We start from the raw sequence: 13,126 nt of genomic DNA on the forward strand, positions 1-13,126 counted from the left end.
TCAGTGGTCGTGCACCGAGTCCGTCGCCGCGATCTGCTTCCACGACTTCGGCTGCGCCGGCGCCACCCCCGCCCGCGCGACCCGGTCCCGCTGCGCCGCGGACGTGCCCGGCTTCGACGGCTGGTAGAGCCACGTGTCGAAGAGCGCCGCGAGCGGCTTGCCCGAGACCTTCTCGGCGAACTTCACGAAGTCGGCGACCTTCGCGTTCCCGTACGCGTGCTCCTGCGGCCACCCCTTGAGGATCGCGGCGAACTTCTTCTCGCCGACCTCGTTGCGCAGCGCCTGGATGGCCAGCGCCCCCCGGTCGTACACGGCGATGTCGAACTGGTTCTCCGCGCCCGGGTCACCCGGCTTGACCTGCCAGAACGCGTCGTCGGCCGGGTGCTGCGCGTACGTGTAGTCCGCCAGCTCCTGCGCCGTGCCCTCGCCCTCCTTCTCCGACCACAGCCACTGGCTGTAGCGGGCGAAACCCTCGTTGATCCAGATGTCCTTCCAGCCGTCGACGGAGACGCTGTCGCCGTACCACTGGTGCGCCAGCTCGTGCACGACCACCGACACGTTCGACCCGTTCGCGAACTGCTTCGGGCTGTAGAACGGCCGCGTCTGCGTCTCCAGGGCGAAGCTGGACGGCACGTTCGGGACGTACCCGCCGAGCGCGTTGAACGGGTACTTCCCGAACTTCGTCTCCAGCCACTCGGCGACCTCGGTGGTCCGCTCGACACTCGCGCGCGCAGCGCCGTAGTTGTCGCCCAGGTCCTTGCTGTACGCGTTCACGACCGGCAGGCCGTCCGACGTCTTGTCCGTCGTGATGTCGAACTTGCCGACGGCGAGCGTGGTGAGATACGTCGCCTGCGGCTTGTTGGAACGCCAGTTGAAGCGCGTCCAGCCGAGCTTCGACGCCTGCGACTGGAGCACGCCGTTGGAGATCGCCTGCGTCCCGTCCGGCACGGCCACCGACACGTCGTACGTCGCCTTGTCGCGCGGGTGGTCGTTCGACGGGAACCACCAGGCCGCGGACTCCGGCTCGTTGGCACCGATGCCGCCGTCCGGGGTCCGCTGCCAGGACGTGAAGCCGTACAGCTTCACCTCGGACGGCTTGCCCGCGTAGCGGACCACGACGTTGAACGACGATCCCTTGGGCAGGCCCGCGGGCGGAGTGACCTCGAGCTCCTCCACGCCGGACGTGGCGAACTTGGCCTTCTTGCCGTTGACGAGGACCTCGCTGACCTTGAGGCCGAAGTCCAGGTTGAAGCGTGAGAGGTCCTGCGTGGACGTGGCGAGGATCGTCGCCGTGCCCTCCAGGAGGTCCGTCTTCGGCTGGTACTTCAGGCGCAGGTCGTAGTGGGAGACGTCGTAGCCGCCGTTCCCGTAGTCCGGGTAATAGGGGTCGCCGATGCCCGGAGCCCCAGGTTCGAAGTCCGCCGCCGATGCCGGGATCGCCAGCATGAGAGCGGCCGCCAGTGCGCCCGGGGCGATGAGTCTGCGGTACACGAAAGCTCCAAGTCGTAGGGCCGTGAAGGTTGTTGCCGACCCTATTCAGCCCCTCCCGCCCCGGTCATGTCCATGGCCCCACCTGTCACACGATCGCCATTCGGCCGACATGTGCCAATCCGTCCCATGGACCTTTCATCGTGCCTGTCGCCCAGCCTGTCATCGCGCCTTCATTGCCGAGGACTGCCCTCTTTTGCAAGGGAGTTCACCGGGGTAACTTCCGCCCCATGCCGATACCAGAGAGACGCACGCGCCCCCTGTGGAGGACGCTCGCGACAGCGGCCACCGCTGCCCTCCTTGCCGTCCTCGTCTCTCCCGGGGCCGCCCAGAGCGCAACGCCCCGCGAGTCGAAGCCCGTCTACTCGTACGACAAGGCCATCCGCGAATCCGTCTGGGTCGACACCCGGCTCGACGGCGACGGCGACGGGAAGACCGACCGGGTCGCCGTCGACATCATCCGGCCGCGTGAACCCGCCCAGCAGGGCCGCAAAGTCCCCGTGATCATGGATGCGAGCCCGTACTACTCCTGCTGCGGCCGCGGCAACGAGAGCCAGCTGAAGACGTACGACGAGCACGGGAACGTCGTCCAGTTCCCGCTGTACTACGACAACTACTTCGTGCCGCGCGGCTACGCCTTCGTCGCCGTCGACCTCGCCGGGACCAACCGCTCCGACGGCTGTGTCGACGTCGGCGGCCGCTCCGACATCCAGTCCGGCAAGGCCGTCGTCGACTGGCTGAACGGCCGCGGCAAGGGCTACACCACCCGCACGGGCACCGAACGCGCCAAGGCCGGCTGGACCAACGGCAGAACCGGCATGATCGGCAAGAGCTACGACGCCACCATCGCCAACGGCGTCGCCGCGACCGGCGTCGAGGGCCTGAAGACGATCGTCCCGATCGGCGGCATCTCCTCCTGGTACGACTACTACTTCCAGCAGGGCGCGCCCCTGTACGACAGCGGACCCGAGTGGCTGTCCGACTACGTCGAGAGCCCCGAGGCCCGCGCCCGCTGCGCCGCCGTGCAGAAGCGACTTGTCGACGAAGCGCCCAGGACCGGCGACTGGACCGGCCTGTGGGACGAGCGGAACTACGTGCCCGACGCCGACAAGGTCAAGGCCAGCGTCTTCGTCGTGCACGGCATGCAGGACCTGAACGTCCGCGCCAAGCACTTCGGCCAGTGGTGGGACGCCCTCGCGAAGGCGGGCGTCGACCGTAAGATCTGGCTCGCGCAGACCGGCCACGTCGACCCCTTCGACTCCCGCCGCGGCGCCTGGGTCGACACCCTCCACCGCTGGTTCGACCACGAACTCCTCGGCTACGACAACGGCGTGGACCGCGAGCCGATGGCCGACATCGAGCGCACCCCCGACCACTGGACCACCGACCGCGTCTGGCCGCCCCGCACCACCGACTCCGTGCGTCTGAGCCCCGCCAAGGGCAGCGCCGCCGGTGTCGGCACGCTCGGCCTGAAGCAGGGTTCGGGCACCGAGACGTTCACCGACGACCCGAAGCTGAGCGAGACCGACTGGGCCGCGCAGATCGACAAGTCGACGCCCGACAAGGCCGGGTTCATCACCGAGCCGCTCGGCAAGGACCTGCGCCTGTCCGGCTCGTCGAAGGTCACCGTCACCGCCACCCCGTCGACCACGACCGCGCACCTCTCGGCCGTCCTCGTCGACCTCGGCCCGGCCACCATCCGCGACTACGCCGACGCCGGCGAGGGCATCACCACGCTCACCGACCGCACCTGCTGGGGCGCGAGCACGGCCGGCGACAGCTCCTGCTTCCTGCGGACCGAGGCCAAGACGGCCGACGTCGACCGGACCGTCTTCAGCCGCGGCTGGGCCGACCTCGGCAACTACGCGTCCGACCGTACGGGCAAGCCGCTCACCCCGGGCAAGCCGTACACGATCACCCTCGACCTGGCCCCGAGCGACCACGTCGTGCCGGCGGGTCACCGCCTCGCGCTGATCGTCGCGGGCACCGACAAGGACCTCGTCGACCCGCCGTCGACCAAGCCGACGCTCACCGTCGACCTGTCCAGGACGTCCGCGCGTGTCCCGCTCGTCGGCGGTGCCCACGCGTTCGCGTCCGCCACGGCCGGCATCCACGCCAACGCGCCGCGCACGTCCGCGCCCGAGCGCCTGGCCGACCCTCGTCCGTTCCGCCCCGTCCCGGGAGGCAGCGCTCGATGACACCGCTTCCGACGACACCCCGTATCCGCAGCCTCGCCCTGGCCGCGACGGCGGCCGCGCTCGCCGCGCCCCTGCTCACGGCCCCGGCCCAGGCCTCGGCCGCCCCACCGCGGACCGGTTTCGAGCAGAGCGACGGAGCCCACTGGACCGGTCAGCCCGAGGAGCAGGACTTCCTCGCGGCGGTCGACAAGGGCAGTGACCGCGTCTCCGTCGCAAGGGCGGGCACCACCAAGCAGGGCCGGCCCGTCCAGCTCGTCCGCATCGGCGGGCACCGGACCGCGAACACCGTGCTGCTCATCTGCAGCCAGCACGGCGACGAACCGTCCGGCCGCGAGGCGTGTCTCACCACGATCCGCGACCTCGCCTACGCCAAGGACAACAAGACGCGGGCCTTCCTGTCCCGCACCACCCTGCTCGTCGTGCCCACAGCCAATCCCGACGGCCGCGCCGCGAACACCCGCGGCAACTCCGACGGCGTCGACATCAACCGCGACCACATCGCCCTGGAGACCGCCGAGGCGCGCGCCATGGCCGCCGTCATCCGCGACCGCAAGCCCGACGTGATCTACGACCTCCACGAGTACGGCGCCACACCCAAGTTCTACGACAAGGACCTCTTCGACCTCTGGCCGCGCAACCTCAACACCGACACCCAGGTCCACGACGAGGCGCACACGCTCTCCACGGAGTACGCCCGTCCCGCCGCCAACGCGGGCGGCTACTCCACCGGCACGTACGGCATCTGGACCGACCCGGTGACCGGTGAGCCCGTCAAGCAGACCGCGGGGGACGGGCAGGAGCGCATCCTGCGCAACGTCTCCGGCGTGAAGCACGCGGTCGGACTGCTCATCGAGAGCCGCGTCGACCCTCGGACCGACGCGGAGAAGGCCGACCCCGCACTCAACAACCGGCGCCGGGTCTCGTCCCAACTCTCCGCGCTCGGCGGCCTGTTCACGTTCACCGACCAGCACCGCGGCAGGATCGAGGCGGCCACCGGCGCCGCCCGCGTGGCCGGCTACCGCGACCGCGGACCCGTCTACGTCGGCGGCGCGGACAACGACCCGGCCGAGCCCGCGGAGATCATCCAGAACCCGCCGTGCGGCTACCGCCTCGACGCCGCGCAGTACGCGTCCGTCAAGGACAAGCTGGCGCTGCACGGGATCGCCGTGCGCAAGGACCGGGCAGGGGAAGGGGTGTTCGTGCCGCTGCGCCAGTCCGAAAGGGCGCTCGTGACACTGCTCCTCGACGCGCGTGCTCCGTACCACCTCATCGAGGGGCAGCCCGACACCACCTGCTGAACCCGGGGCATTCACCTCATCTGTGGTAGGCCCTGAGGGGTGAATAATCCCGAAATCAAACCTGCCGCGGAGGCGACGGGGCGACGGAGTCCGGCGACCGACCGGGTGGTGTTCGGCGTGACAGCCGCACTCACCGTGGCGTTCGTCATCTGGGGCTCCGTCGCCACCGACTCCCTCGAGGACGTCTCGACGCGCCTCCTCAAAGGGCTGATCCACAACGGCGGTTGGGCGTTCATGCTGGCCGCGTCCGGGTTCGTGGTCTTCGCGCTCTGGCTGGCGATCAGCCGGTACGGGAAGATCACGCTGGGCGATGAGGGCGAGACGCCCGAGTTCAGGACCGTCTCCTGGGTCGCCATGATGTTCAGCGCCGGCATGGGCATCGGCCTGATGTTCTACGGAGTCAGCGAGCCCCTCGCGCACTACACGAGGCACCCGCCGGGCACCCAGCCCGTCGACTCCGCCCAGGCCATGGAGACCTCCATGGCCACGACCCTCTTCCACTGGACGCTGCACCCCTGGGCGATCTACGCCGTCGTCGGACTGGCCATCGCCTACAGCACGTTCAGGCGCCGCCGCCGGCAGACCATCAGCTCCGTCTTCGTACCGCTGATCGGCGAGCGGCACGCGAACGGCGCCTGGGGACGCGTCATCGACATCATCGCGATCTTCGCCACGCTCTTCGGCTCCGCCGCGTCCCTCGGCCTCGGCGCCCTGCAGATCGGCAGCGGATTCGAGGTTCTCGACTGGATGGACAAGGCGAGCACGGGCCTCCTCGTCACGATCATCGCGGTCCTCACCGTCGCCTTCGTCGCCTCGGCGGTGTCCGGGGTCGAGAAGGGCATCCAGTGGCTGTCCAACATCAACATGGTCCTGGCGCTGATCCTGGTCGTGTTCGTGTTCATCGCCGGGCCGACGATCCTCGTCCTCGACCTGGTGCCCACCTCGCTGGGCGCCTACCTCGGTGACCTGCCGCAGCTCATCGGCAGGACCGAGGCGTCCAGCGGCAAGGGCGTCGCGGCCTGGCTGGGCAGCTGGACGGTCTTCTACTGGGCGTGGTGGATCTCCTGGACGCCGTTCGTCGGCATGTTCATCGCCCGCATCAGCAAGGGCCGTACGATCCGGCAGTTCGTCGGCGGCGTCATCCTCGTGCCGAGCACCGTCAGCCTCATCTGGTTCGCGGTCTTCGGCGGCACGGCGATGAGTCTGAAGGAGGGCGGCGCACTCGGCGGCGCGACCACCCCCGAGGCCCAACTCTTCGGCGTGCTCCACGAGTTCCCCATCGCCACCGCGACGAGCCTGCTCGTGATGATCCTCGTGGGGATCTTCTTCGTGTCCGGCGCCGACGCGGCGTCCATCGTGATGGGCACGCTCTCGCAGAAGGGCGCCCTCGAACCCGGCCGCTTCGTGGTCATCTTCTGGGGCGTCGTCACCGGCGCCGTCGCCGCCGTCATGCTCCTCATCGGCAACGGCTCGGGCAACGCGCTGACGGGCCTGCAGAACCTGACGATCCTCGTCGCCGCGCCCTTCACCCTCGTCATGATCGGCATGTGCGTGGCCCTCATGAGGGACCTGCGCCACGACCCCCTCATCGTCCGCGGCGACATGGGCACCGAGGCCGTGGAGGCCGCCGTCATCGCCGGCCACGAGCAGTACGACGGCGACTTCGAGATCCGGATCGGGCCGGGCCAGGGCACGGAGCGGGAGGGCGACCCGATCGGCTGACCTGCTGTCGCGCGGTCGAAACCGCTCAGGAGACGGCGAGCCCGGCCGCCTCCTGAGCGCAGCCCCACGCGACCGTCACACCGGCCCCGCCGTGCCCGTAGTTGTGCACCAACACCCCGCCCCACGGAGCCCGTTCACGCTCGACCCGCACCTCGGGCCGCGTCGGACGCAGCCCCACCCGGTGCCCGATGACCCGCGCCCCCGCGATCTCGGGCCGCACCCTCGCACACCGCGCCACGATCGCCTCCGCCACGGCGGGATCGGTTTCGAGCGACCACATGTCCTCCTGTGCCGTGCCGCCGAGGATCAGCCGGCCGGGCTGCGGAAAGAAGTACGTGGAAGTGTCGGGGGAGTCGCCGCCGCCGACGAACCACGTGTCCACGCCCGGGTTCTCCACGAGGACGAGCTGCCCGCGCAGGGGGCGTACGGCATCGTCCGGTACGAGCGTGCGGGCGGCGATGCCCGTGCAGTTCACCACGACAGCCGCCTGTGAGCCCGCCTCCGCGAGGTCCGTGACCTCCCGCGTCTCCACGCGCCCGCCCGCCGCCACGAAGCGCTCCTTCAGCCACTCCAGGTGCACCCGCATGTCCACCAGCGGAACCCGTGCCCACAGGCCCGCGCCACCCCCGTACTCCGCCGCGGTCGCCGGCCGAAGCCCCGCCACCCCGTCCGCCCACGGCCCCAGACCCTTGAGCAAGGTGTCGGCCTGCACGCCCTCCGCCATACGCACGCCCGCCGGACCGGGCCGCGCCGCCAACTCCTCGTACACGCGCAGGGACCGCAGCGACCAGTCGCTCACCCGCTCCACCGGGGCGATCCTGTACGGCCACCACAGCGCGCCCGCGACCGCCGACGTCGTCAGGGAGGTGGGATCCCGCGTCCAGACCCGCACGCGCCGTCCCCTACGTACGAGTTCAAGAGCCGTCGTCAGGCCGATGACCCCGCCGCCGACCACGATCACATCGTTGCTCGCGTCACTGTCCACGAGCGGACCGTAGCGGAATGCGTCATGCCGTGCTCACATCAGGTCTTGGGTGGGAATACTCAGGACATGTCTGCCGAGTACGCGACCTTCGGCCTGGCACCGGCCATGCGCGCCGGTGGAGTTCTCACGAACGGGGACTACCAAGTCCACCGGGACTTCCTGGACTTCATCGTGAACGGCTCGCCGCTGCTGTTCCAGCTCTCCGACCTCGACGCCGTCTCCCCGCTCGCCTCCGACATCCCGCCTGCGATCTTCACGGCCCACGTCCGCAGCCTGCTCCTCGAAGCGGACGCGCCGCTGCCCGACGGCCGCTACGTCATCTACGGGTGCCCGGAGTGCGAGGGCCTCGAATGCGGGGCCGTCACCGCCGTCATCGAGGCGGACGGGCCCGACGTCATCTGGCGCGACTTCGCCTGGCAGACCGAGGAACGCGCCGACCTGGAACTCAACGGCTACCACGGCATCGGCCCCTTCCACTTCCACGGCGCCGCCTACCGCGAGGCCCTGCGGCCGCTGCTCGACGCCGGTGCGGAGCCGGCTCCGGCCCGCCGCGTCCTGCTCATCGGGGCCCGCGTCGCCGTCCTCGCCAGACTCGCCGCCGCGCTGCGCACCATCGGCATCGGCGCCGAGATCACCCAGGACGCGGCCGGTGTGCCGCCCGAAGAGCTGCGCACCTACGGAGCCGTCGCCTTCGGCCGCGCCGTGAGCGAGTCCGACCGGGCCGCGGTGCGCGAACAGTTCGAGCGCGCGGGCGCCGAGACCGCGTACGTGGACGGGCTCGCCCCGATCATTCCGCTCCTCGTCGCCCAGATCGAGAGCGCCCTGGACCGCCGAGCGGCCCAGCAACGCCGCCTCACGCGCCTCGTCGCCGCCGACGGGGAGGCGGGCCTCGAAGTCACCTCCACCTGCCGGGTCCGTCTCACCGCTTACCGCCTCGACCGGCTCTACCGCACCCACGCCCAGGACGTCTTCGACGCCGTGCTCGAACCGGGCCGCCACTGCATCGCCCTCGACCCGAAGGCGGTCAGGGGAGAGTCGTTCGTCGTGGCCCGCACCACGGGGAGCGTGCTGGTCGCGTCCATGGCCCGGTGACGGGGCTTCCGCAGCTGGGGAGCGGCGGGCGTGGGCGGTCCGTCCGATCGCTAAAATCGGCGGTCTGATGACTGCCACTCTCGTAGCCAAGAACCTCGCCGCCGGGCACGGCGACCGGTCCCTGTTCTCCGGGCTCGACCTCGTGGTCGCGCCCGGAGACGTGATCGGGCTCGTCGGCGCCAACGGCGCGGGGAAGTCCACGCTCCTCAAGCTCCTCGCCGGCCTCGACACCCCCGAGCAGGGCGAGCTGCGGCTCTCGCCGCCCGGCGCGACCGTGGGGCACCTGCCCCAGGAGCCGGAGCGCCGCCCCGGCGAGACCGTGCGCGAGTTCCTCGCCCGGCGCACCGGCGTCGACGCCGCGCAGCGCGCCATGGACGAGGCCACCCAGGCCCTGGTCGACGGTGCGCCGGGGGCCGACGACGCGTACTCCGTCAGCCTGGAGCGCTGGCTCGACCTCGGCGGCGCCGACCTCGACGAGCGCGCCGAGGAGATCACCGGCTCCCTCGGCCTCGGCGTCGGCCTCGACCAGGAGATGACCTCGCTCTCCGGCGGCCAGGCCGCCCGCGCGGGCCTCGCCTCGCTGCTGCTGTCCCGTTACGACGTGTTCCTGCTAGACGAGCCGACCAACGACCTCGACCTGGACGGCCTGGAGCGCCTGGAGTCCTTCGTGCGCGGGCTGCGCGCCGGGACGGTCGTCGTCAGTCACGACCGCGAGTTCCTGACCCGCACGGTCACCAAGGTCCTGGAGCTCGACCTGGCCCAGCAGGAGATCAACCTCTACGGCGGCGGATACGAGGCGTACCTGGAGGAGCGCGAGGTCGCCCGCCGGCACGCGCGCGACGAGTTCGACGAGTACGCCGACAAGAAGGCCGCCCTCGAAGGACGCGCCCAGATGCAGCGCGGCTGGATGGACAAGGGCGTCAAGAACGCCCGCCGCAAGGCCACGGACAACGACAAGATCGGCCGCAAGTTCCGCAGCGAGTCGAGCGAGAAGCAGGCGGCCAAGGCCCGGCAGACACAGCGCATGATCGAGCGGCTCGACGTCGTGGACGAGCCGCGCAAGGAGTGGGAGCTGCGCATGGAGATCGCGGCGGCGCCGCGCTCCGGCGCCGTCGTCGCCACGCTGCGCGACGCGGAGGTGCGGCGCGGCGACTTCACGCTCGGTCCCGTCTCGCTCCAGATCGACTGGGCCGACCGCATCGCGATCACGGGTGCCAACGGCGCGGGGAAGTCGACGCTGCTCGGCGCGTTGCTCGGCCGGGTGCCGCTGGACTCGGGGCACGCGACGCTCGGCTCCGGTGTCGTCGTCGGCGAGGTCGACCAGGCGCGGGCGCTGTTCCACGGCTCGGAGTCGCTGCTCGACGCGTTCTGCGCTGCCGTGCCGGACACCGAGCCGGCCGAGGTGCGCACCCTGCTCGCGAAGTTCGGCCTCAAGGCCGATCACGTCCTGCGGTCCGCGGCCACGCTGTCGCCGGGCGAGCGCACCCGCGCCGCGCTGGCGCTGCTCCAGGGCCGGGGCGTCAACCTGCTCGTCCTGGACGAGCCGACCAACCACCTCGACCTCCCCGCCATCGAGCAGCTGGAGTCGGCGCTCGACTCGTACGAGGGCACGCTCCTGCTCGTCACCCATGACCGCCGCATGCTGGACGCGGTCAGGACCCAGCGGCGCATCGAGGTCGCGGGCGGCAAGGTGACGGAGCTGTCGGTCTGACGGATGGCGCGTGGGGTGCCGGCCGCTCAGGCATGCCGCCCGGGGCCGATCACCTGTGTGGTGACCGGCCCCGGGTGTGTCAGCGTCCCTTCGGGTCGAGCAGGCCCGCGCGGCGCAGCGCCTCGGCCATCTCACTGTTCGCGGGCGCCGGCGCGGACGCGCCACCGCGCCGCTGCCCCTGGCCCTGCTGGCGTCGGCCCTGGCCGCCCTGACCCTGGCTCTGGCCCTGACCTCCCTGTGCCTGGCCCTGGCGCTGCTGCCCCCGCTGCTGCGGCGGGCGTCCGCCACGCTCCCGACGGCCGCCACCGGCACCCGCACCGGCTCCGCCACCCGCACCCGGCTCGCCCGTCGCCGCCTCGTCGTCGAGGCGCAGTGTCAGCGAGATCCGCTTGCGCGGGATGTCCACGTCGAGGACCTTCACCTTGACGATGTCACCCGGCTTCACGACGTCCCGCGGGTCCTTCACGAACGTCTTCGACATCGCGGACACATGCACCAGCCCGTCCTGGTGCACACCGACGTCCACGAACGCGCCGAACGCCGCCACATTCGTCACGACGCCCTCGAGCACCATCCCGGAGGCCAGGTCGGAGATCTTCTCCACGCCGTCCATGAAGGTCGCCGTCTTGAAGGCGGGACGCGGGTCACGCCCCGGCTTCTCCAGCTCCTTCAGGATGTCCGAGACCGTCGGCAGACCGAACTTGTCGTCCACGAACTCGGCCGGCCGCAGCCCGCGCAACGCCGCCGCGTTCCCGATCAGGGACGCGACCTCGCCGCCGGTCGTCTTCACCATGCGCCGCACCACGGGGTACGCCTCCGGGTGCACGGAGGACGCGTCGAGCGGGTCGTCGCCGCCACGGATCCGCAGGAAGCCCGCGCACTGCTCGTACGCCTTCGGGCCCAGCCTGGCCACGTCCTTGAGGCCCTTGCGGGACGTGAACGGGCCGTTCGCGTCGCGGTGCGCCACGATGTTCTCCGCTAGGCCCGAGCCGATGCCGGACACACGGGCGAGCAGAGGAGCGGACGCCGTGTTCACGTCCACGCCCACGCCGTTCACACAGTCCTCGACGACCGCGTCCAGGGAGCGCGACAGCTTCACCTCGGACAGGTCGTGCTGGTACTGGCCGACACCGATCGACTTCGGGTCGATCTTCACCAGCTCGGCCAGCGGGTCCTGGAGACGGCGGGCGATCGACACGGCGCCGCGCAGCGACACGTCCATGTCGGGCAGCTCCTGCGAGGCGAAGGCCGACGCCGAGTACACCGAGGCGCCCGCCTCCGACACCATCACCTTGGTGAGGTCCAACTCCGGGTGCTTGACGATCAGTTCACCGGCGAGCTTGTCGGTCTCGCGCGACGCCGTGCCGTTCCCGATCGCGATCAGGTCGACCTTGTGCTCCTGGGCGAGCCGGGCCAGCTTGGCCAGCGCCTCGTCCCACCGGTTCGCGGGCACGTGCGGGTGGATGACGTCCGTCGCCACGACCTTGCCCGTCGCGTCGACGACCGCGACCTTCACCCCCGTACGGAAGCCGGGGTCGAGGCCCAGCGTCGCGCGCGTGCCCGCCGGGGCGGCGAGCAGCAGGTCCCGCAGGTTCGCCGCGAAGACCTGCACGGCCTCGTCCTCCGCGGCCGTGCGCAGCCGCAGCCGCAGATCGAGGCCGAGGTGCACCAGGATGCGGGTCCGCCAGGCCCAGCGCACCGTGTCGGACAGCCACTTGTCCCCGGGCCGCCCCTGGTTCCTGATCCCGAACCGGTCCGCGACGATCGGCTCGTACGAGGAAGGCCCGCCGGCGACGTCGCCCGGCTCCTCCGGCTCCAGGGTCAGGTCGAGGACCTCCTCCTTCTCGCCGCGGAGCATCGCGAGGATCCGGTGGGAGGGCAGTGCGGTGAACGGCTCCGAGAAGTCGAAGTAGTCGGCGAACTTCGCGCCCGCCTCCTCCTTGCCCTCGCGGACCTTGGCGGCCAGCCGGCCCCGGCCCCACATGCGCTCACGCAGCTCGCCGATCAGGTCGGCGTCCTCGGAGAAGCGCTCGGTGAGGATGGCGCGGGCGCCGTCGAGCGCGGCCTGCGCGTCAGCGACGCCCTTGTCGGCGTCGACGAACGCGGCCGCTGCTGCGGCCGGTTCCACCGTCGGGTCCCCGAGCAGTCCGTCCGCCAGCGGCTCCAGCCCCGCCTCGCGCGCGATCTGCGCCTTGGTGCGGCGCTTCGGCTTGAACGGCAGATAGATGTCCTCGAGGCGCGCCTTGGTCTCGGCGGCCATGATCTGCGCCGCCAACTCGTCGGTCAGCTTGCCCTGTTCCCTGACCGAGTCGAGGACCGCCGCGCGCCGCTCCTCCAGCTCCCGCAGGTAGCGCAGCCGCTCCTCGAGCGTGCGCAGCTGCGCGTCGTCGAGCATCTCGGTCGCTTCCTTGCGGTAGCGCGCGATGAACGGGACCGTCGAACCGCCGTCGAGCAGCTCGACGGCGGCCTTCACCTGCCGCTCCCGTACGCCGAGCTCCTCGGCAATCCTGCCTTCGATGGACCCCGTGATGGGACCTGCGCTGGGTGTTGCCACGATGCCGTACCGCCTTCTCAACTGAGGGTGCGCGGCAATTGTGGCAGGTGGCGCCGACAACGGGGGGCAGCCCACCAC

Annotated in this window: 8 protein-coding genes; 5 read left to right on the forward strand and 3 right to left on the reverse strand. The window is 71.0% G+C overall.

What is annotated here, in order from left to right; all coding sequences use genetic code 11:
- Positions 1 to 1,491 carry a M1 family metallopeptidase gene (locus tag ACIPWY_RS02700; RefSeq protein WP_401532064.1) on the reverse strand — a complete coding sequence of 497 codons (1,491 nt, stop codon included), beginning with the start codon at positions 1,489 to 1,491 and terminating at the stop codon, positions 1 to 3.
- A 227-nt stretch (positions 1,492 to 1,718) separates the two neighbouring features.
- Between ACIPWY_RS02700 and ACIPWY_RS02705 the strand changes: the two genes are divergently transcribed.
- From ACIPWY_RS02705 to ACIPWY_RS02715, 3 genes are all read left to right on the forward strand, one after another.
- Complete coding sequence (locus ACIPWY_RS02705; RefSeq protein WP_401532065.1) at positions 1,719 to 3,686, forward strand: Xaa-Pro dipeptidyl-peptidase; 1,968 nt, start codon at positions 1,719 to 1,721, stop codon at positions 3,684 to 3,686.
- Positions 3,683 to 4,984 (forward strand): M14 family metallocarboxypeptidase, encoded by a 1,302-nt coding sequence (locus ACIPWY_RS02710; RefSeq protein ID WP_401532066.1) that lies wholly within the window; start codon positions 3,683 to 3,685, stop codon positions 4,982 to 4,984. Before ACIPWY_RS02705 ends, ACIPWY_RS02710 begins: the two co-directional genes overlap by 4 nt.
- 108 nt (positions 4,985 to 5,092) lie before the next feature.
- Positions 5,093 to 6,706, forward strand: a complete 1,614-nt coding sequence (locus ACIPWY_RS02715) for a BCCT family transporter (protein ID WP_362902080.1) — start codon at positions 5,093 to 5,095, stop codon at positions 6,704 to 6,706.
- Between the two features lie 25 nt (positions 6,707 to 6,731).
- Here the strand turns inward: ACIPWY_RS02715 and ACIPWY_RS02720 are convergent, their stop codons facing one another.
- On the reverse strand, positions 6,732 to 7,691 hold the full coding sequence (locus tag ACIPWY_RS02720; RefSeq protein ID WP_401532067.1) for an FAD-dependent oxidoreductase: 960 nt from the start codon (positions 7,689 to 7,691) through the stop codon (positions 6,732 to 6,734).
- Positions 7,692 to 7,757: 66 nt separating this feature from the next.
- Between ACIPWY_RS02720 and ACIPWY_RS02725 the strand changes: the two genes are divergently transcribed.
- Positions 7,758 to 8,783 carry an oxidoreductase gene (locus ACIPWY_RS02725; RefSeq protein WP_393704392.1) on the forward strand — a complete coding sequence of 342 codons (1,026 nt, stop codon included), beginning with the start codon at positions 7,758 to 7,760 and terminating at the stop codon, positions 8,781 to 8,783.
- 67 nt (positions 8,784 to 8,850) lie between these two features.
- Complete coding sequence (locus ACIPWY_RS02730) at positions 8,851 to 10,494, forward strand: ABC-F family ATP-binding cassette domain-containing protein (protein WP_362901857.1); 1,644 nt, start codon at positions 8,851 to 8,853, stop codon at positions 10,492 to 10,494.
- A 79-nt stretch (positions 10,495 to 10,573) separates the two neighbouring features.
- On the opposite strand, the gene ACIPWY_RS02735 is transcribed toward ACIPWY_RS02730, so the two are convergent.
- Positions 10,574 to 13,048 (reverse strand): Tex family protein, encoded by a 2,475-nt coding sequence (locus tag ACIPWY_RS02735; RefSeq protein WP_393704394.1) that lies wholly within the window; start codon positions 13,046 to 13,048, stop codon positions 10,574 to 10,576.
- Positions 13,049 to 13,126: the final 78 nt, after the last annotated feature.

It is taken from the genome of Streptomyces sp. NPDC090032 (genome assembly GCF_044748025.1).
Taxonomy (GTDB): domain Bacteria; phylum Actinomycetota; class Actinomycetes; order Streptomycetales; family Streptomycetaceae; genus Streptomyces.